This window comes from Vibrio sp. R10-SF1-ISO8, from assembly GCF_059833805.1.
In genome coordinates this window covers 399,206-418,791 of record NZ_JCBDHL010000021.1, presented here as the reverse complement: position 1 = coordinate 418,791, position 19,586 = coordinate 399,206, and the positions used below count along the sequence as shown (strand labels likewise).

General features: G+C 46.1%; 18 protein-coding genes and 19 tRNA genes. 28 read left to right on the top strand and 9 right to left on the bottom strand.

Going from position 1 to position 19,586, the window contains the following annotated elements:
- Positions 1-15: 15 nt before the first annotated feature.
- The 3 genes from arsC to AC6R00_RS20020 are packed head-to-tail and all read left to right on the top strand — an operon-like array spanning position 16 to position 1,354.
- Positions 16-360 carry an arsenate reductase (glutaredoxin) gene (gene arsC / locus AC6R00_RS20030; protein WP_494504603.1) on the top strand — a complete coding sequence of 115 codons (345 nt, stop codon included), beginning with the start codon at positions 16-18 and terminating at the stop codon, positions 358-360.
- Positions 357-926, top strand: coding sequence for an NAD(P)H:quinone oxidoreductase (wrbA, locus tag AC6R00_RS20025; RefSeq protein WP_500641678.1), 570 nt, complete (start codon positions 357-359; stop codon positions 924-926). The genes arsC and wrbA overlap by 4 nt, the downstream gene beginning before the upstream one ends.
- A 2-nt stretch (positions 927-928) precedes the next feature.
- Complete coding sequence (locus AC6R00_RS20020) at positions 929-1,354, top strand: DUF2069 domain-containing protein (RefSeq protein WP_069666930.1); 426 nt, start codon at positions 929-931, stop codon at positions 1,352-1,354.
- Between the two features lie 69 nt (positions 1,355-1,423).
- On the opposite strand, the gene AC6R00_RS20015 is transcribed toward AC6R00_RS20020, so the two are convergent.
- Complete coding sequence (locus AC6R00_RS20015) at positions 1,424-2,686, bottom strand: DUF2066 domain-containing protein (RefSeq protein WP_500641677.1); 1,263 nt, start codon at positions 2,684-2,686, stop codon at positions 1,424-1,426.
- Positions 2,687-2,946: 260 nt separating this feature from the next.
- Here AC6R00_RS20015 and AC6R00_RS20010 point away from each other — a divergent pair, with 260 nt between their 5' ends.
- Positions 2,947-4,191, top strand: a complete 1,245-nt coding sequence (locus tag AC6R00_RS20010) for a uracil-xanthine permease family protein (RefSeq protein WP_239854691.1) — start codon at positions 2,947-2,949, stop codon at positions 4,189-4,191.
- A 285-nt stretch (positions 4,192-4,476) separates the two neighbouring features.
- Here the strand turns inward: AC6R00_RS20010 and ybaK are convergent, their stop codons facing one another.
- From ybaK to hemA, 8 genes are all read right to left on the bottom strand, one after another.
- On the bottom strand, positions 4,477-4,950 hold the full coding sequence (gene ybaK, locus AC6R00_RS20005; RefSeq protein ID WP_425665998.1) for a Cys-tRNA(Pro) deacylase: 474 nt from the start codon (positions 4,948-4,950) through the stop codon (positions 4,477-4,479).
- A gap of 84 nt (positions 4,951-5,034) precedes the next feature.
- Entirely contained in the window at positions 5,035-6,696 is a 1,662-nt protein-coding gene (ushA, locus tag AC6R00_RS20000) for a bifunctional UDP-sugar hydrolase/5'-nucleotidase UshA (RefSeq protein ID WP_500641676.1), read from the bottom strand.
- A 569-nt stretch (positions 6,697-7,265) separates the two neighbouring features.
- A complete protein-coding gene (gene kdsA / locus AC6R00_RS19995) occupies positions 7,266-8,117 on the bottom strand; it encodes a 3-deoxy-8-phosphooctulonate synthase (RefSeq protein ID WP_500641675.1) in 852 nt (283 codons plus the stop codon).
- A 46-nt stretch (positions 8,118-8,163) separates the two neighbouring features.
- Positions 8,164-8,973: a SirB1 family protein gene (locus AC6R00_RS19990; protein WP_500642213.1), complete on the bottom strand. Its 810-nt coding sequence runs from the start codon at positions 8,971-8,973 to the stop codon at positions 8,164-8,166.
- Positions 8,974-9,006: 33 nt separating this feature from the next.
- Positions 9,007-9,390, bottom strand: a complete 384-nt coding sequence (locus AC6R00_RS19985; protein ID WP_004747076.1) for a SirB2 family protein — start codon at positions 9,388-9,390, stop codon at positions 9,007-9,009.
- A gap of 17 nt (positions 9,391-9,407) precedes the next feature.
- Positions 9,408-10,262: a peptide chain release factor N(5)-glutamine methyltransferase gene (gene prmC / locus AC6R00_RS19980; RefSeq protein WP_500641674.1), complete on the bottom strand. Its 855-nt coding sequence runs from the start codon at positions 10,260-10,262 to the stop codon at positions 9,408-9,410.
- 4 nt (positions 10,263-10,266) lie between these two features.
- Complete coding sequence (prfA, locus tag AC6R00_RS19975) at positions 10,267-11,355, bottom strand: peptide chain release factor 1 (protein WP_004747078.1); 1,089 nt, start codon at positions 11,353-11,355, stop codon at positions 10,267-10,269.
- 46 nt (positions 11,356-11,401) lie between these two features.
- Complete coding sequence (hemA, locus tag AC6R00_RS19970; protein WP_500641673.1) at positions 11,402-12,658, bottom strand: glutamyl-tRNA reductase; 1,257 nt, start codon at positions 12,656-12,658, stop codon at positions 11,402-11,404.
- A gap of 161 nt (positions 12,659-12,819) precedes the next feature.
- On the opposite strand from hemA, the gene lolB reads away from it, so the two are divergent.
- From lolB to AC6R00_RS19850, 24 genes are all read left to right on the top strand, one after another.
- Positions 12,820-13,434, top strand: coding sequence for a lipoprotein insertase outer membrane protein LolB (lolB, locus tag AC6R00_RS19965; protein ID WP_500641672.1), 615 nt, complete (start codon positions 12,820-12,822; stop codon positions 13,432-13,434).
- The gene (gene ispE, locus AC6R00_RS19960; protein ID WP_500641671.1) at positions 13,431-14,303 is read left to right on the top strand and encodes a 4-(cytidine 5'-diphospho)-2-C-methyl-D-erythritol kinase; all 873 of its coding nucleotides are present in this window, start codon (positions 13,431-13,433) and stop codon (positions 14,301-14,303) included. The genes lolB and ispE overlap by 4 nt, the downstream gene beginning before the upstream one ends.
- 29 nt (positions 14,304-14,332) lie before the next feature.
- Positions 14,333-15,277, top strand: coding sequence for a ribose-phosphate pyrophosphokinase (locus AC6R00_RS19955; protein ID WP_004747085.1), 945 nt, complete (start codon positions 14,333-14,335; stop codon positions 15,275-15,277).
- A gap of 139 nt (positions 15,278-15,416) precedes the next feature.
- Positions 15,417-16,007: an aminoacyl-tRNA hydrolase gene (pth, locus tag AC6R00_RS19950; protein ID WP_004747087.1), complete on the top strand. Its 591-nt coding sequence runs from the start codon at positions 15,417-15,419 to the stop codon at positions 16,005-16,007.
- Positions 16,008-16,017: 10 nt separating this feature from the next.
- A complete protein-coding gene (gene ychF, locus AC6R00_RS19945; protein ID WP_004747089.1) occupies positions 16,018-17,109 on the top strand; it encodes a redox-regulated ATPase YchF in 1,092 nt (363 codons plus the stop codon).
- Between the two features lie 269 nt (positions 17,110-17,378).
- Positions 17,379-17,455, top strand: a tRNA-Met gene (locus AC6R00_RS19940).
- 39 nt (positions 17,456-17,494) lie between these two features.
- Positions 17,495-17,579, top strand: a tRNA-Leu gene (locus AC6R00_RS19935).
- A 29-nt stretch (positions 17,580-17,608) separates the two neighbouring features.
- A tRNA-Gln gene (locus tag AC6R00_RS19930) sits at positions 17,609-17,683 on the top strand.
- Positions 17,684-17,761: 78 nt separating this feature from the next.
- Positions 17,762-17,838 (top strand) — tRNA-Met (locus tag AC6R00_RS19925).
- Positions 17,839-17,890: 52 nt separating this feature from the next.
- Positions 17,891-17,975, top strand: a tRNA-Leu gene (locus tag AC6R00_RS19920).
- A gap of 31 nt (positions 17,976-18,006) precedes the next feature.
- A tRNA-Gln gene (locus AC6R00_RS19915) sits at positions 18,007-18,081 on the top strand.
- Positions 18,082-18,131: 50 nt separating this feature from the next.
- Positions 18,132-18,216 (top strand) — tRNA-Leu (locus AC6R00_RS19910).
- Between the two features lie 31 nt (positions 18,217-18,247).
- A tRNA-Gln gene (locus tag AC6R00_RS19905) sits at positions 18,248-18,322 on the top strand.
- 50 nt (positions 18,323-18,372) lie between these two features.
- A tRNA-Leu gene (locus AC6R00_RS19900) sits at positions 18,373-18,457 on the top strand.
- 31 nt (positions 18,458-18,488) lie between these two features.
- A tRNA-Gln gene (locus AC6R00_RS19895) sits at positions 18,489-18,563 on the top strand.
- Between the two features lie 50 nt (positions 18,564-18,613).
- Positions 18,614-18,698 (top strand) — tRNA-Leu (locus AC6R00_RS19890).
- Between the two features lie 31 nt (positions 18,699-18,729).
- Positions 18,730-18,804 (top strand) — tRNA-Gln (locus AC6R00_RS19885).
- A gap of 50 nt (positions 18,805-18,854) precedes the next feature.
- Positions 18,855-18,939: transfer RNA gene (locus AC6R00_RS19880), tRNA-Leu, on the top strand.
- Between the two features lie 31 nt (positions 18,940-18,970).
- Positions 18,971-19,045: transfer RNA gene (locus AC6R00_RS19875), tRNA-Gln, on the top strand.
- A 50-nt stretch (positions 19,046-19,095) separates the two neighbouring features.
- A tRNA-Leu gene (locus AC6R00_RS19870) sits at positions 19,096-19,180 on the top strand.
- A gap of 3 nt (positions 19,181-19,183) precedes the next feature.
- Positions 19,184-19,260: transfer RNA gene (locus AC6R00_RS19865), tRNA-Met, on the top strand.
- Positions 19,261-19,309: 49 nt separating this feature from the next.
- A tRNA-Leu gene (locus AC6R00_RS19860) sits at positions 19,310-19,394 on the top strand.
- A 25-nt stretch (positions 19,395-19,419) separates the two neighbouring features.
- Positions 19,420-19,504 (top strand) — tRNA-Leu (locus AC6R00_RS19855).
- A gap of 2 nt (positions 19,505-19,506) precedes the next feature.
- Positions 19,507-19,583, top strand: a tRNA-Met gene (locus AC6R00_RS19850).
- Positions 19,584-19,586: the final 3 nt, after the last annotated feature.

The following is a 19,586-nucleotide window of genomic DNA, read 5'->3' as shown; positions in this document are numbered from 1 at the left end:
AATGGAGAAAACTCTATGTCAGTCGTGATTTATCACAACCCTCGATGCTCTAAAAGCCGTCAAACACTGGCTCTGTTAGAAGAAAAAAACATTCAACCAGAAATCGTTAAATACCTAGATACACCACCGAGTATCGATGAACTGAAAACACTGATGGTTCAACTGGGTGTTTCAGAAGTCCGCGATATGATGCGCACCAAAGAAGATATCTACAAAGAACTTGAACTCAAGTCTGCGGATGACGAGACCTTGTTTAAAGCCATGGTTGAAAACCCAAAACTGATTGAGCGCCCTATTGTTGTTGCGAATGGTAAGGCGAAGCACGGTCGACCACCGGAGCAAGTACTAGACATTCTATGAGTTGCCAAATCGTCGTCTTGTATTACAGTCGGCATGGTTCGACACAAGCTATTGCCCGTCAGATAGCGCGAGGGGTGGAGTCCATCCCTCAGTGTGAAGCGATTTTGCGCACGGTTGATGAAATTGAGGGCGAAAGCTCCGCGGATGATCCGATCATCACGCTCAGCGAATTAAAGCAATGCCATGGCCTAGCAATGGGTAGCCCAGTTTGGTTCGGCAATATGGCGGCTCCGCTCAAGCATTTCTGGGATAAAACCACCTCTGCTTGGGTATCTGGAGACCTGATCGACAAGCCTGCGTGTGTGTTTAGCTCCTCATCAAGCCTGCATGGCGGTCAAGAGACTACGCTGCAAAGCATGATGCTTCCCTTGTTACACCACGGCATGATGATTATGGGTATCCCATACTCGCAGCCTAAGCTTCATACCACGCAAAGTGGCGGTACGCCTTACGGAGCGACATCAGTGAGTGCGAACGGTTCGACACTCAGTCAAGATGAGATTGAACTATCGCAGCAACTGGGTAAACGCTTAGCCCGAACTGCTTTAAAATTGAAGGACCAATAATCATGCAAGAGATGCAATCAACAACTAAGCTTTATCGCCTATTGGCTCTGTTTGGTAATCTTGCTCTACTCGCTTGGATCATGATTTGGCAGCTATCGCTTTCTCCGCATCCACATATCAGTAGTACCACGCTAGCGATTGCTTGGGCAGTTCCTCTATTGCTTCCATTACCAGGCATTTTAGCCGGAAAGCCTTACACTCACGCATGGGCAAACTTTGTTTTAATGCTCTACTTCCTGCATGGATTTACGATTTTGTACGTCGATGACGGTGAACGTTGGCTAGCGGTTGTTGAGCTTGTTCTTACTACGCTGGCTTTCTTTGGCAATATTCTTTACGCCAGAGAGAGAGGTAAAGAGCTAGGAATGAAATTGAAACGATTGTCTAAAGTCGAGAAAGAAGAAAAAGCACGCTTCGAGTCGGAATAAATGGATAGCCAGATTTTTATTCTGGTTGAGATAAAAAGGGTCTGGAATTCCAGACCCTTTCTCTATTTGTTACTGTTCGCTGATAACTTCTTGCTCAGTAATCTCGCTGTCCGTTGAGGCGTCTGTTTGAACCTCTTCAGCAGTCGGAGCAACATACGGCTTACCTTGCCACTCAAACAGTAAGATCATCTCAGTCGGAATCACTTCTGGGGCAGCTTCGATAGCCTGTACCGGCTCAAAAGGTTCTATCTCGTTGCCTTGAGCTAAGTTATCACCCTCGACAGGTAATGTCTCAATAGAAGGTTCAATCACTTCAGGAGCGATAACTTGCGGCTCATCCGTGACACTTTCAAGCTGAGTCACATCACGCATACGGCGCACTTCTTGTTCAAACTCTTGTTGAGTAGACAGTAGGTGCACGTTGAATGTCACTTGATTGCCTTGAATTTTAAGGATATCAATCGATGCCACTGAACTTAGCTTCTTCAGTTGGTTCTCTAAAGTAAAAAAGCTCACTGCATCATTAAGCTCAGTAAATCGAACTTTTACCGCTTCTGAAGACTCACTTGCAACCACAACCGCGCTCTTCTTGGCATAGTAATCACTGATCTGGTTAATCATTTTATCCGCAGCATCAATACCATTGTTAGAACCAGCTAATGGAGCCTGACGCGTAACACCAATTGAAGCAGGACGCTGATCATATAACGTCCATCTTAAGCTATTGCCTTGCGCTTTCACCACCAGCACACCATCAACTGGATAACGCTGACTCGCTTGGCCTACAGGTTGAATGAAACCACCCCACAAATCGGAGACGGCAACACCAGTGATATCATCAAAGTCACCGACAGGTACTGTGAGTGGCAGGCCGCGTTTTACCGCTTGCTGCTTCATTTGGTCTAACACCAATGATGGCGAGTGCTCCCAAATGATGTTGCGATCCGCTTGCCCTTCTTCGACTAACCAAACCAATAAATTCGCGCGAGCGGCAGGCCAAATCGGCAACTGAGCTTGACTCAGTAATGAACGAATATGAGGCGCACTAAACACCATGCGTAATGATTGCTGTTCATTGACTTGACCGTAGCTAAGTTGAGCTACGTATTGAGAACTCTGTTTTAGCGCCTTTTGCACCACTTCATTGGACACTGCATTACGGTCCCCTGAAGCACGCACTATCACTTCTTTCATGCCTTCAGCTCGCGCTTTGGCATCGGCATTGTCAGCCGCTTGGTCTAATACAACTTCCGTTTGGTACAGATCGACATTGGTTAAAGCCAATGCAGGTAGAGCGACCAGTCCCAAAATGAACAAAGCTAGATGACGCATACACTTCCTAAGATCAGTTTCTTACACGTTAAACGTTGATGATAAGCAACTATCGAGACTGGAGCAACTAAAGGTCAAGAAACTTGGCTTGATTCTAAATTTCCCCTCACAGTGTCATCACATTGACGAATAGATAAATAGTGAATTATTTGATCCAGTTCAGATTGCAAACGATTGGCATAATGATAAAATCCCGCGAATTTTATTTTTGTTGAGTAGTTTCATACTGCTTTTAGCTTTGCCACATAAAGGAATAACCCATGAAAAACGCCATTCAAGGTGCGCAGATGTTGTTTGTCGCATTTGGTGCTCTTGTATTAGTTCCATTGCTGACAGGATTAGATCCTAGTGTTGCTCTATTTGGTGCAGGTGTCGGAACCCTTCTATTTCAACTTGTTACCCGCCGATCTGTCCCTATCTTCCTTGCCTCTTCTTTCGCTTTTATCGCTCCTATCCTTTACGGCGTTCAAACTTGGGGCGTCCCTGCGACCATGGGTGGCCTAATGGCAGCAGGTTTTGTTTACGTTGCGATGGGTGCACTGATCAAAGTACGTGGCGTTGAAATCATTCACAAACTACTTCCACCGGTTGTGGTTGGCCCTGTAATCATGGTTATCGGTTTGGGTCTGGCTCCAGTCGCAGTCAACATGGCGCTGGGTAAGGTAGACGGATCTCAAGTCATCGACGCAGACGCCTCACTGGTTATTTCAGTGGCTTCGCTGCTTACCACGATTGTTTTAAGTGTGTTTGCCAAAGGTTTCCTAAAACTAACCCCTATTCTAGGCGGTATTGTTGTTGGCTACGCACTGAGTCTTGGCTACGGCATTGTCGATTTCACACCAGTACATGAAGCGGCTTGGTTCGCTCTACCAAACTTTACAACGCCTGAATTTAACATCAACGCGATCCTATTTATGATTCCGGTCGCGATTGCTCCGGCTGTAGAGCATGTTGGCGATATGCTGGCAATTTCGAACGTAACGGGCAAAAACTACATTAAGAAACCAGGTTTACACCGCACAATTACCGGTGACGGGGTTGCGACTATCGCAGCATCAATGGTTGGTGCTCCGCCAAATACCACCTACTCTGAGGTAACTGGCGCAGTCATGCTGACCAAAGCGTTTAACCCAGTCATCATGACATGGGCTGCAGTAAGTGCCATTGTTCTCGCATTAGTCGGTAAACTCGGTGCTGTGCTACAAACCATCCCTATGCCTGTTATGGGTGGCATCATGATCCTATTGTTCGGTTCGATTGCGACGGTAGGTTTAAACACGCTGATTAAGAACAATGTTGACCTTCACAAGTCTCGCAACCTAGTCATCGTTGCTATTACCCTAGTGTTTGGTATCGGTGGTATGGCTTTCGGTATCGGTGAGTTCAGCCTACAAGGTGTCAGCCTGTGTGGTATCGTGGCGATTCTACTTAACCTAGTTCTACCAAAAGATTTGGGTGAAAACCACGTCGTGGATAACGCTCAGATGGAAGAAGAAACGAAGTAGAATCGAGAATCGAGAATCGAGAATCGAGAATCGAGAATCGAGAATCGAGCAGTTTTGGAGGGTTGGCGTTTTGCGTCAACCCTTTTTTGGAAAACTGGAAAACTGGAAAACTGGAAAACTGGAAAACTGGAAAACTGGAAAACTGGAAAACTGTGTCTTCCAAAGGACAAGTCCTGTCAACATTCTGTAGAACTTCTAGCAGGGCAACGCTTTCCCGAAACGAAGTGTTCCATAGGGCGCAGCCCGTTCCAAAATCCCGAAGGACGAAGTCCGTTCCCTAATCCCCTACCCACACAGCTCGGCAAACTGACCGCGGGTTAGACTTGCTAAATCTTGCGGTGATAACTCAATTTCTAAACCTCGTTTACCCGCGCTAACACAGATCGTTTCTTGTCCAACGGCACTTTGATGGATAAACGTTGGTAGAGACTTTTTCTGTCCAAGTGGACTGATGCCGCCCACAACGTACCCTGTGGTTTTCTGCGCAATGTCCGGATTGGCCATCTCTGCCTTTTTGCCTTTTGCCGCTTTGGCTGCTTGCTTTAGGTTGAGCTTCTGGTCAACGGGGATCACCGCAACCGCGAGGTTTTTCGGCTCTCCATTTAAGCAAAATAGCAAGGTTTTGAAGACCTGTTCAGGGTTTTGCCCAAGAGCCTCTACCGCCTCTAAACCATAGCTTTCGGCTCTAGGGTCATGATGGTACTGGTGAATGGTGTGAGCAATTTTTTTCTTCTTAGCGAGATTTATTGCAGGAGTCATACTCCCTCCAACTTTAGACAAACAAAAAGCGCTGCTCATTTGAGCAGCGCTTTAGCTTAAAGACCGTTATAAGTTGGTGTCAACTTACTTGTAAACAATCTCACCTGATGGTGCGTATTTGTTCACGTCGATTGGGCTGTTTGACTCTAGGTACTCTTTTAGTACTTCTGCATCAACGAAACCTGTGTTAACAAAACCTGGGTGACCCATTAGTTTAGGGTAGCCGTCACCGCCTGATGCGTTGAAGCTAGGCACTGTAAAGCGGTACGTTTCATCTAGGCGAAGCTGTTTGCCACCGATGAACACGTTTGAAACTTTACCATCAGCAACTGTCATCGAGATACCTGCGAACTGAGCGTACGCACCAGAGTCTACTGGCTTAGTTGCAACAACGTTTAGGTAATCCATCACTTCTTGACCAGACATGTCTGTGTAAGTCAGGATATTGCCAAATGGTTGTACCGTCAGCACGTCTTTGTATGTCACTTCACCCGCAGCGATAGAATCACGCACACCACCAGAGTTCATTACAGCAAAGTCAGCTTTCGCGCGCTCCATATGAGCCGTTGCGATTAGACGACCTAGGTTAGTCTGTTGGAAACGAACTACGTTACGGTCACCTTCCAGCTTGCCGTTAGTTTCAGCAATCTTAACGTCTAGCTGCGCTTTACCTTTTTCTTGGTAAGGGCGTAGGAACTCTAGCAGTTCTGTATCTTCTGCGATCTCATCTTCGATAAGAACACGCTGTTTCTTACCGTCAATTTTAACCTTTTTCTTCAGGTTAACTGGGATTAGGTCGTAGCTCACCATTTGTAGCTCGCCGTTACGGAACTCGTAATCAGCACGGCCTACATATTTACCCCACTCGTGCGCCTGAACAATGTAAGTGCCGTTTTGTAGGTCTGGCTTACACTCATCGGAAGGCTTGAAGTTTTTCTTAACAACGTTTGGCGCTTCCATACATACAGGTTCTTGCGAGTGACCACCAACGATCATATCTAGAGAACCTTCATCTAGGTAACGAGCTAGTGCTACATCACCTGGCGCGTTTACGCCACGCTTACCATCTTCGTAGTGACCCATGTGAGTAACCGCGAAGATAAGATCTGGTTTTTCAGTTTTCTCAAGCTCAGCGATTAGCTGCTTCGCTTCTGCTTTAGGGTCACGGAAATCGATACCACCGATAAATTCTGGGTTACCGATTTTCTGCGTATCTTCTGTCGTTAGACCGATAACGGCAACTTTAATACCCTGTAGATCAAACATCTCGTAAGCCTGGAACATACGCTCGCCAGTCTCTTTATCATAGATGTTTGCAGAAAGCATTGGGAAGTTCGCCCACTCTTTCTGTTTCATTAGAACTTCAAGAGGGTTATCAAACTCGTGGTTACCAAGTGCCATTGCATCGTAACCAATTTTGCTCATACCTTTAAAATCTGGCTCAGCATCTTGTAGATCTGACTCTGGAACACCAGTGTTGATGTCACCACCAGATAGCAATAGCGAGCTACCACCTTCTGCAGCGATCTCTGCGCGAAGCTCATCAATCAGTGTTTTACGAGCAGCCATGCCGTACTCGCCGTATTTGTTCTGCCAGAAGCGACCGTGATGGTCGTTAGTGTGTAGAACAGTCAACTTATAAGTTTTGTCTGCTTCCCACTCGTGTTGTGGTGCCGTTGCACAACCAGCTAGAGTTGCCAGGATAGCTGCGCTAATAGCGCTTTTTACGATCAGGCCTTGCTTCATTGTCATACCTTTTGAACTTTTAGGGGTTTCCACTGCTTTTTTATACTGCTCTCTGTGAATAGACAGACTTGGAAAATAACAGGCTGAGAGAGCAGTAAAACTTGAACTAGTTTAAATTAAGGTGACGAAAGTGACACTTGAATTTCATATTTATGATGACTGGATCACTCTTAATAACCATTAATCATGTAATAAATGCCCAGAATTACACAGGCGCAAATATAAGATCACAAGCAAACGTTTGTCTGAGAGAAATAACGTTTTAAGCGCTATTGTGACTTAGGTTATTTAATCAACATAAAAGGCGAACTTCGTGAATGTTAACAACCAAACGCGACCAATTTTCGTTATGTTATAACAAAACAAATATCAAAAGATTAATTTAGCAAAGGCAACAGGATTAGAATTTCTATTGGATAATCAGGATCTAAATGAACGCACAAATGTTATATTATAACAATTTAAATTTATTTGATGGTAGACAGGTGAGTAAGGGCTATTAATTGATGAAGAACCAAGAATAAAAAAGCCAGCAAATTAGCTGGCTTGTTTAAATTCAATATTGAGCACTACTTAATATCGATATGGTCAAAACCTTTGATCAGATCATCAAGCGCTTTCATTTGCGCTAGGAACGGCTCTAGTTTATCCAGCGGTAAAGCAGATGGGCCATCGCAACGGGCTTGATCTGGGTTCGGGTGTGCTTCGATAAACAGACCTGCAATTCCCGTCGCTAAGCCTGCTTTTGCTAGCTCAACAGTTTGCTCACGGCGGCCACCAGAAGCAGCGCCAGAAGGATCACGCATCTGAAGTGAGTGTGTTACGTCAAAGATGATTGGATTACCGTTAGACGCTTTCTTCATGACGCCAAAGCCAAGCATATCAACGACTAGGTTGTCGTAACCATGGCAAGAGCCACGTTCACATAGAATGATGTTCTCATTACCACACTCGCTGAACTTGTCGACGATGTTACCAACCTGTCCTGGGCTCATAAACTGAGGCTTCTTAACATTGATCACTGCACCTGTTTTTGCCATTGCTTCAACAAGGTCAGTTTGACGAGCTAAGAACGCAGGAAGTTGAATAACATCAACCACATCAGCCACTGGCTGAGCTTGTTCTTCAGTGTGAACATCAGTGATGATCTTAACGCCAAAGGTGTCTTTCAGCTCTTGGAAGATTTTCATCCCTTCCTCTAAGCCAGGACCACGATAAGAGTGCACAGAACTACGGTTTGCTTTATCAAATGACGCTTTGAATACGTAAGGAATACCTAGCTTTTCTGTGACTTTTACGTAGTGCTCACAAATCTGCATTGCTAGATCGCGCGACTCTAGTACGTTCATGCCTGCAAACAGCGTGAATGGTTTGTCGTTCGCTACTGGAATATCACCAACGTGAACAATTTTCTGTTCCATGTTCTTCTCTCTATTTCGATGTCGTGCCAGCTCCGAAGAGGTGGGCTTAATGTAAGGTCACCTGAGTTTCACTCATGGCGTTGACTTGATTCTTGAGCAGCTCTGCCGCTGGGTCATCAGGGCACTGGTCAATAAAATACTGATAATCACTCAATGCAATTTGATGACAATCAAGCTGCTGATAAATAAATCCACGATCGCGAATTTCATACGGGTCATCAGGGACGAAGGTCAGCGCAAGATCGGTACACTTTAACGCCAAAGTATAGCGCTCTTCTCTAAGCAGAGCACTTTTCAGTAAGGCTAACCATCGACCAATGACCGTTGGGTTATCCGTCTCTAATAGGTGCTTCGATTCTAGCTTAGCAAGCGGACCTTTGTGACCGATTAACCAAGCACCAAGCGTATGCTCCGTCACATACTCCCCATTGAATGGATTAATGTACAGCGGCTTCTCACCATACCACTCAAGCTTAACAAGAAACTGAGTTGGGAAAGTTACCCCTACCAGAGGAAAGCCGAGTTTACGGGCAATATAGAGTAAAATTGCCCCTAAGCTGACAGGAATGCCTTTACGGGTTTCAAGTACTTTATCGACAAAACCATTTTCTGAATGGAAGTAGCTTTCTCTATCACCTTGGAATCCCCACTCGTAGTAGAAGAGACGCAATAGGGATTCAAAGCGCTGCTTGTCGTTCCCTTCATGAACCAGAGCAAGTTCAGCTTCTTGTACCAGCCGATTTAACTCTGCTTCTGCCCAATGGACTTGGGTTTGAGGATTGATCGCTTTATTTAACGCCAATGCACCTTCGGCAAGCTCCATGGCATCAAAGTCTTCATCAAATAACTCAAGCATATGGGTTGTCATAACCTCGTTAACCAAAAAACATTATCCAAAGAACATCGGCGTCTTAGTGACAGCAACTTTACCTGCCATCGCAAGCCATCCTAATGCACCAAAGAATGAGAAGGTTCTTAGCAGCTTATTCTTGCCAAGTTTTAGGGCGAAGAAACCAAGAGCGATGTAGGCCAAAACACAAGTGATCTTTTCCGTCAGCCAAGGTGCCGCTGGGGTAAATGGAATAAAGCCAGTAATGAAGATCAGGCCAATACCCGACAACAGTAAGCACGTATCATTAATGTGCGGGAATACTTTGAAGAACTTCTTTTCTAACAGTTGTGAATTCGCCATCATCATGGCAAATCGTACCGATAATAATGTAGCGCTGATGGCGATAGTGAGCAGGTGAAAATGTTTTAAACCTTCGTACATTGATAGTCTCTCTTACTTCAGTGGTGGTACTGGCCGATAGTTACTCGGTCGTTGTCACCATAGTCCTTGTAGGTTTCCACTTGATCGTAGCCAAGTGATAATAATAAGTTCCTTACCGCCTCACCCTGTTCAAATCCATGCTCGAACATCAGCCACCCCTCATTGATGAGATAGGATCTCGCTTGTGTTGCGATGTGTCTGATGTCTGCGAGACCTTTCTCTTCAGCCACCAAAGCACTTAACGGTTCAAAGCGCACATCTCCTTGAGTCAGATGTGGATCTTCTTTCTCAATATAAGGAGGGTTGGATACAATCAGAGCAAACTCTATGCCACTGGGTAAAGGCTCAAACCAACTACCGGCTAAGAATTGGGTATTGGTTAAGTTGAGGGCTGTTGCATTAGATAGAGCGAGTTGCTGGGCATCTGTTTTAAGGTCTACCCCCCAAACATTCCTGCTTGGAAGTTCAGAGGCTAACGCCAAAGCGATCGCACCTGTCCCCGTTCCTAAATCGAGGATATCCCCCTGATTTAATAACGCTTTATCCAAAGCAACCTCAACCAAGCGCTCCGTATCTGGTCTTGGAATCAGTGTCGTCGGCGAGACTTTCAGCGGCAATGACCAAAACTCACGTTCACCCGTGATGTAGGCAATCGGTTCGCCACTTAATCTGCGCTGCAATAGATTTTGGAAATCACTGAGCTGCTCAGCCTCGAGAATTTCGTCTGGCCAAGTCAACAGAAATGAACGGGGTTTATCTAAGGCGTGGCAAAGTAGCACCGCGGCATCAAGAGAGGGCGAATCACTGCCACTCTCCTGAAGTTGCTGTACGGCCTTTTTTAGTGTGCTTTCAACACTGTTGTCAGCCGACATTGGTTTAGTTGTTCTCTGCTAGTGCAGCTAACTGATCCGCTTGGTGCTCCTGAATAACCGGATCAATCAAGCTTGCTACCTCACCTTCCATCACTTCGTTTAGGCGATAGATGGTTAGGTTAATACGGTGGTCTGAAACACGGCCTTGAGGGTAGTTATAGGTACGAATACGGTCACTACGGTCACCAGAACCTAGAAGGTTACGACGTGTGTCAGACTCTTCAGCCGCGCGCTTCGCCTCTTCTGCTTGAATAATACGAGCCGCGAGAACAGCCATCGCCTTTGCTTTGTTCTTATGCTGTGAACGTTCGTCCTGACACTCAACAACCGTACCTGTTGGTAAGTGAGTAATACGAATCGCTGAGTCAGTGGTGTTAACGTGCTGACCACCCGCGCCTGATGCACGGAATGTATCGATCTTAAGGTCTGCCGCTTTGATTTCTGGGATTTCCGCTTCTGGAATCTCTGCCATAACCGCTACAGTACACGCAGAAGTATGAACACGACCTTGCGATTCTGTTGCTGGAACACGTTGTACACGGTGACCGCCCGACTCAAACTTCAATACGCCATATGCGCCATCACCAGAGACTTTTGCGATCATCTCTTTGTATCCGCCATGCTCTGCTTCATTTGAAGACATCACTTCTACGCGCCAGCCTTTCTTTTCAGCAAACTTGCTGTACATGCGGAACAAGTCGCCAGCGAAGATACCCGCTTCGTCACCACCCGCACCCGCGCGGATTTCTAGGAAACAGTTGCGGTCATCATTAGGATCTTTAGGTAGCAGTAAGATTTGTAGTTCGTCATTTAGACGTTCAATCGTCTCTTTCGCTTCTTTGATCTCTTCCTGAGCCATTTCGCGCATTTCTTCGTCATCTTCTTTTGCCATCTCTTCAGCAGCAACCAGATCTTCTTGCGCTTGCTGATAAGCTTGGAAACACTTAGTGACTTCCTCTAGCTGAGAATACTCTTTTGATAACGCACGGAATTTGTCTTGGTCACCGATCACATCAGGATCGCCAAGTAGATGTTGAACTTCTTCGTAACGCTCAACCAGGGTTTCTAGCTTAGTTAAAATAGAGGCTTTCATAGTTTTCTTTAACTCAGGGGTCTAATGAAGTCTGTCACTCTTATACCTAAGAATGATCAAGACCTAAACTTTGTCTAATAGTAGCAAGCCTTGCAGGCTCACCTTTCTCGGCGGCACTTTGCAGTGCACGGGTTGGCGCATGAATCAACTTGTTGGTTAATTTATTACTCAGCTCTAGCAGAACTTTTTCTGCATCCGCACCCGCTGCGAGAGACTGTAAACTTTTATTGAGAAGCTCTTCTCGAATGTCGTTCGCTGACTGACGGTACTCTCGAATACTGTCGACAGCTTGCAGAGAACGCATCCACGACATAAATGCCGCACTTTCTTCACTGACGATCGCTTCCGCTTGAATCGCTTCGATTTTTCTCTGCTCCATGTTGCTATCAACAATAGTTTGCAGGTCATCAACAGAGTAAAGGTATGCGTCATTTAGCTCACCCACTTGCGATTCAATATCACGAGGAACAGCAATGTCGACCAACAGCATAGGTTGGAAACGACGCGCTTTTAATGCTGTTTCGACCATCCCTTTACCAATAATTGGTAGTGGGCTGGCGGTTGAACTGATCACGATATCTGCACGAGGGAGATGATCGGGAATTTCAGGTAAACCAATAATTTCAGCGCCAAACTGCTCGGCCAAAGGAAGCGCGCGCTCCTTAGTACGGTTTGCAACGATCATCTTGCTACAACCATTGCCTGCTAAGTGCTTGGCCACCAATTCAATGGTTTCACCCGCGCCAACCAGTAACACCGTCGACTTCTCTAGCGATTCAAAAATATGCTTTGCGAGAGTACATGCCGCATAAGCAACAGATACGGCGTTGCCGCCAATGTCTGTCTCAGTACGCACTCGCTTAGCAACCGAGAAAGCTTTTTGAAACAGCTTCTCCATTGCCGCGTCCACTGCCTTACTCTCTCTTGAGTCAGAATAGGCTTGTTTCACCTGTCCTAAGATTTGAGGCTCACCCAGTACCAAAGAATCCAAGCCACACGAGACTCGCATTAAATGACGAATCGCAGCTTGCTCTTCATGGATATAAAGGCTGGGTTTAAGATCTTCAGGACTAACTTGATGAAACTGACTCAACCAATCGACGATTTTGCTCTTGCCGCCACTTTTCACATCACAATAGATTTCGGTGCGATTACATGTAGACACAATCACACTTCCATTTACGTTTTGGTTTTGGCCGAGCTGGTCTAACGCTTCAGGTAACTTTTCCGGACCAAACGCGACTTTTTCACGAAGTTCGACTGAGGCCGTATTATGGTTGATACCTATAGCAAGCAAAGACATGTATCGTTGGTTCTCTGAATCAGACAATGGACAAATAAGGTCGGAATTTTACTTGATGCCCCCGTTTATTGAAAGGGGAATCAGGATATGTTTTCTTGAGTTCGTGATTTCAATGATATAGTGAGCAGATACTTTGGCTAAAACTGGATAAATAATCAGCAATGGTGAAACATTTTCGATCTATTTTTCTCTTGCTCGTCGGCACACTATTTTTGCATGGCTGTGCGACTATTGACAGCACCACCAATGTCGAGTGGCAAACTCATCAACAACGTTTAGCCACCATTCAAGATTACCGAGCCAATGGCAAACTCGGCTACATTGCACCCGAGCAAAGACAGTCACTTAACTTCCAATGGGCTCACTCGCCGACATTAACCCATTTAAGAATGACCACCTTTCTCGGTCAAACTGCGCTTAACCTAAAATCCACTCTGGATGGTGCTAGCGTCGAAACTTATGATGATCAAACCTTTTACGCTTCAAGCCCAGAAGCCTTGATTAAGCAGCTGACGGGGCTAAACATTCCAGTAGAGCAACTCAATGATTGGATGTTAGGTCGACCGACTCAAGCCGATGACTACCAATTAAACCAAACCAATACCCTTGCATCTTTAACCAAGAAAGTGGGCGCCCAAGTATGGCAGCTTAGTTACGCCAGTTATCAAGATGTGCTAATCGACGGTATTGCTCTCCCATTACCGAAAAAGATGAAGCTCATACAAGGCGATATCTCTATAAACATCATTATTTCGAAGTGGAATACAAACCAATGATCTCGGAAACCACTCACTGGCCTTCTCCAGCAAAACTTAATCTGTTTCTTTACATCACCGGACGCCGTGACAACGGCTATCACGAGCTGCAAACCTTATTTCAGTTCCTTGATCATGGTGACGATCTCACCATCACCGCCAACAATACCGGCAAAATTACCCTATCACCACAGATCCCAGGTGTTGCCCTTGAAGATAATTTGATCTGGAAAGCCGCAACCGCTCTGAAGCAAAAGTCTGGTTGTCCTTTCGGCGCTCATATTGAACTTAATAAGGTTCTTCCTATGGGAGGTGGTATCGGAGGAGGGTCATCAAACGCCGCAACGACACTTGTCGCCCTTAATCACCTTTGGCAAGCAGACCTCTCGGAAGATGAACTGGCAGAGATCGGATTAAAGCTTGGGGCGGATGTTCCAGTCTTTACACGCGGATTTGCGGCCTTTGCGGAAGGCGTCGGTGAAGAGCTGACTCCTGCACAGCCCGATGAAAAATGGTACTTAGTCGTCAGGCCTAATGTCTCGATTGCCACTGTCGATATTTTCACTCACCCCGATTTAACGCGAAACACGCCAAAACGAACACTGGCAACCCTTCTTGACAGAGATTACGGAAACGATTGCGAAAAAATTGTTAGAATGCTGTACCAAGAGGTTGATAAGCAACTTTCTTGGCTGCTACAATACGCGCCGTCGCGGTTGACCGGGACGGGATCATGCGTTTTTGCCGAGTTTTCGAGCAAAAATGAAGCTGAAACTACCCTCGGGAAACTGCCAGACACTGTCTCCGCATTTGTCGCTAAAGGCAAGAATATTTCGCCTTTATACGAGACACTGGCTAAGTATCGCTTAGCCCACTCACAATCTATTTAAAAACTGGACGCAACCCTGAGGTTTCCACCGTGCCTGATATGAAGCTATTTGCTGGTAACGCTACACCTGAACTAGCCCAACGTATTGCTGATCGTCTATACATCTCTCTTGGTGATGCTACTGTTTCTCGTTTTTCTGATGGCGAAGTCGCTGTTCAAATCAACGAAAACGTACGTGGTAGTGATGTTTTCATCATCCAATCTACTTGTGCACCAACTAACGACAACCTAATGGAACTTGTAGTGATGATTGACGCAATGCGCCGCGCTTCAGCGGGCCGTATTACAGCAGTTATCCCTTACTTTGGTTACGCTCGCCAAGACCGTCGTGTACGTTCTGCTCGTGTGCCAATCACTGCTAAAGTTGTTGCAGATTTCCTTTCTAACGTTGGCGTTGACCGCGTTCTAACCATCGACCTTCACGCAGAACAAATCCAAGGCTTCTTCGATGTTCCAGTTGATAACATCTTCGGTACACCTGTACTGCTAGAAGACATGGAAGCTCGCGGCCTAGAGAACCCAGTAGTGGTATCTCCAGACCTAGGTGGCGTTGTTCGTGCTCGCGCAACTGCAAAAGCACTAGGTGACATCGATATTGCTATCGTTGATAAGCGCCGTCCACGTGCTAACGTTTCTGAAGTGATGAACCTAATCGGTGATGTTGAAGGTCGCGACTGTGTGATCGTTGATGACATGATCGACACAGGCGGTACGCTATGTAAAGCAGCTGAAGCGCTAAAAGAGCGCGGTGCTAAGCGTGTATTCGCTTACGCAACTCACGCTGTATTCTCAGGCAACGCAGCCCAAAACATCGGTAACTCAGTGCTAGACCAAGTTATCGTGACTGACTCAATCACGCTACCTAAAGAGATGGAAGCAACAGGTAAAGTGACTTGTCTAAGCCTATCTCGCATGCTTGCTGAAGCAATCCGTCGCATCAGCAATGAAGAGTCAATCTCAGCGATGTTCAACTAATCGCCTCTGCGGTTAAATCGAATTGAAAACACCCCTTCTTGGGGTGTTTTTTTATTTGTGCTTATTGCTCGTCTCGCCCGAGACAAGAATTGTATGCTATCATACCGCGCTTTTTGAGATTCCAAGAGAGATCCTAACCTTGAGTCAACAAATTAAACTTCTTGTCGGTCTTGCTAATCCTGGGCCTGAATATGCCAGAACCCGTCACAATGCGGGGGCATGGGTAGTAGAAGAACTCGCACGTATTCACAACGTCACTCTAAAGAACGAAGCCAAGTACTTTGGAATGACAGGACGAATTATGGTTAACGGTCAGGATCTCCGTTTGCTTATCCCAACCACTTTTATGAACCTCTCAGGTAAATCTATTGCTGCTTTGGCAAAGTTTTATCAAATTAAACCAGAAGAGATCATGGTTGCGCACGATGAGCTAGATTTACCACCAGGTGTCGCTAAGTTTAAGAAAGGCGGTGGCCACGGTGGGCATAACGGCTTACGCGATACCATTAGTAAGCTTGGTAATTGCAAAGATTTCTATCGCCTTAGGATCGGCATTGGCCATCCTGGGCACAAAGACAAAGTTGCTGGATTTGTATTAGGCAAAGCTCCAGCAAAAGAACAAGAGCTTCTTGATGCAGCGGCAGATGAATCTGTCCGTTGTTTAGACATCCTGATTAAAGATGGTCTATCAAAAGCGCAAAATCGTTTACACACGTTCAAAGCTGAATAAGGTTACTATCATGGGTTTTAAATGTGGCATCGTTGGTCTACCAAACGTAGGTAAGTCAACTCTGTTTAATGCACTCACTAAAGCAGGTATTGAAGCGGCAAACTTCCCGTTTTGTACTATCGAGCCAAACACAGGCGTAGTACCTGTGCCAGATCTGCGCTTAGACGCACTAGCAAAGATTGTTAACCCACAAAAAGTACTGCCAACCACAATGGAATTCGTTGATATCGCGGGCCTCGTTGCTGGTGCTTCACGTGGCGAAGGTTTAGGTAACAAATTCCTAGCAAACATCCGTGAAACTGACGCGATCGGTCACGTTGTACGCTGTTTTGAAAATGAAAACATCGTTCACGTTGCAGGTAAAGTATCACCAATCGAAGACATCGAGGTGATCAACCTAGAGCTTGCAATGGCTGACCTAGATTCTTGTGAGCGCGCGATTCAGCGCAATGCTAAGAAAGCTAAAGGTGGCGACAAAGACGCGAAGTTTGAACTGACCGTTCTTGAAAAGCTACTTCCAGTTCTAACTGAAGGTGGCATGGCGCGTACCGTTGAGCTATCTAAAGAAGAACTAGCAGCAGTGGGTTACCTAAACTTCCTAACGCTTAAGCCGACTATGTACATCGCTAACGTTAACGAAGATGGTTTCGAGAACAACCCGTACCTAGACGCTGTACGTGAATACGCAGAGAAAGAGAACAACGTCGTTGTTGCAGTGTGTGCAGCAATCGAATCTGAACTTTCTGAGCTTGACGATGAAGATCGTGAAGAGTTCCTTGCAGATATGGGCATCGAAGAACCGGGCCTTAACCGCGTGATCCGTTCAGGCTACGAGCTATTAACTCTGCACACTTACTTTACTGCTGGCGTTAAAGAAGTTCGTGCATGGACTATCCCTGTAGGTGCAACAGCTCCGCAAGCTGCAGGTAAGATCCATACTGACTTCGAGAAAGGCTTCATTCGAGCTGAAGTTGTTGGTTACGATGACTTTATCCAGTTTAATGGCGAAAGCGGTGCGAAAGATGCAGGTAAATGGCGTTTAGAAGGTAAAGATTACATCGTAAAAGATGGCGATGTTGTTCACTTCCGTTTCAACGTTTAATTTACGCCCAAGTCATTGACTTTAAAAGCCAGCACTTACGCTGGCTTTTTTATTGCCCTTTAACAAAGAAACAAATTAACTCTTCGAAGTGATGTCAATTTGTTATCAGTTTTCGATCATTAACACGCCTCTTTGTTTAAAAAGAAACCGAACGGTTGATTTCTGAGGATTTATTCAAAAAAACTATTGACGGCCTTGCCTCAACTTCGCATAATGCGCGCCGTTCCCAACGATAAGGCAACGAATCGGAGAGAACAAAAATATGGTATGGCTACGTAGCTCAGCTGGTTAGAGCACATCACTCATAATGATGGGGTCACAGGTTCGAATCCCGTCGTAGCCACCATTCCTAAACACTTTTCTTTTAAAGTCGTTAGGAATTGATGCGGAAGTGGCGGAATTGGTAGACGCACCAGATTTAGGTTCTGGCGCCGCAAGGTGTGAGAGTTCAAGTCTCTCCTTCCGCACCATATTTTATAGCTTTTTTAGCTATGCCTGCAGGTCTATCGCCAAGCGGTAAGGCAGCGGCTTTTGATGCCGCCATTCCCTGGTTCGAATCCAGGTAGACCTGCCACTATTTAAAGTGCTGAGCCTAATTAAAAAAGGGCTTGTCACTAAGAGCTAGAGAGTTTATATTGTCTCGCTCACGAGTGGCTACGTAGCTCAGCTGGTTAGAGCACATCACTCATAATGATGGGGTCACAGGTTCGAATCCCGTCGTAGCCACCATTTACAATTTCATATGGCTTTTACCAATTAGCGGTATGAATACAAAATTGATGCGGAAGTGGCGGAATTGGTAGACGCACCAGATTTAGGTTCTGGCGCCGCAAGGTGTGAGAGTTCAAGTCTCTCCTTCCGCACCATTATTTGAAGCCTCTTTAATTAGAGCACTGCAGGTCTATCGCCAAGCGGTAAGGCAGCGGCTTTTGATGCCGCCATTCCCTGGTTCGAATCCAGGTAGACCTGCCATACAATTTCATTACGCTTTTACCAATTAGCGGGATGAACACAAAATTGATGCGGAAGTGGCGGAATTGGTAGACGCACCAGATTTAGGTTCTGGCGCCGCAAGGTGTGAGAGTTCAAGTCTCTCCTTCCGCACCATTATTTGAAGTCTCTTTAATTAGAGCACTGCAGGTCTATCGCCAAGCGGTAAGGCAGCGGCTTTTGATGCCGCCATTCCCTGGTTCGAATCCAGGTAGACCTGCCATACAATTTCATTACGCTTTTACCAATTAGCGGGATGAACACAAAATTGTTGCGGAAGTGGCGGAATTGGTAGACGCACCAGATTTAGGTTCTGGCGCCGCAAGGTGTGAGAGTTCAAGTCTCTCCTTCCGCACCATTATTTGAAGTCTCTTTAATTAGAGCACTGCAGGTCTATCGCCAAGCGGTAAGGCAGCGGCTTTTGATGCCGCCATTCCCTGGTTCGAATCCAGGTAGACCTGCCATACAATTTCATTACGCTTTTACCAATTAGCGGGATGAACACAAAATTGTTGCGGAAGTGGCGGAATTGGTAGACGCACCAGATTTAGGTTCTGGCGCCGCAAGGTGTGAGAGTTCAAGTCTCTCCTTCCGCACCATTATTTGAAGTCTCTTTAATTAGAGCACTGCAGGTCTATCGCCAAGCGGTAAGGCAGCGGCTTTTGATGCCGCCATTCCCTGGTTCGAATCCAGGTAGACCTGCCATACAACTTCATTACGCTTTTACCAATTAGCGGGATGAACACAAAATTGATGCGGAAGTGGCGGAATTGGTAGACGCACCAGATTTAGGTTCTGGCGCCGCAAGGTGTGAGAGTTCAAGTCTCTCCTTCCGCACCATTACTTGAAGTCTCTTTAATTAGAGCACTGCAGGTCTATCGCCAAGCGGTAAGGCAGCGGCTTTTGATGCCGCCATTCCCTGGTTCGAATCCAGGTAGACCTGCCATACAACTTCATTACGCTTTTGCCAATTAGCGGGATGAACACAAAATTGATGCGGAAGTGGCGGAATTGGTAGACGCACCAGATTTAGGTTCTGGCGCCGCAAGGTGTGAGAGTTCAAGTCTCTCCTTCCGCACCATTTGGCTACGTAGCTCAGCTGGTTAGAGCACATCACTCATAATGATGGGGTCACAGGTTCGAATCCCGTCGTAGCCACCATTTATTTCGATCATTTGTAGTTATACACATGATCACGTAGTTTCAAGATGCGGAAGTGGCGGAATTGGTAGACGCACCAGATTTAGGTTCTGGCGCCGCAAGGTGTGAGAGTTCAAGTCTCTCCTTCCGCACCATCTTGAAGACTACAGCCATATTTATGCGGAAGTGGCGGAATTGGTAGACGCACCAGATTTAGGTTCTGGCGCCGCAAGGTGTGAGAGTTCAAGTCTCTCCTTCCGCACCATTGGCTACGTAGCTCAGCTGGTTAGAGCACATCACTCATAATGATGGGGTCACAGGTTCGAATCCCGTCGTAGCCACCATTT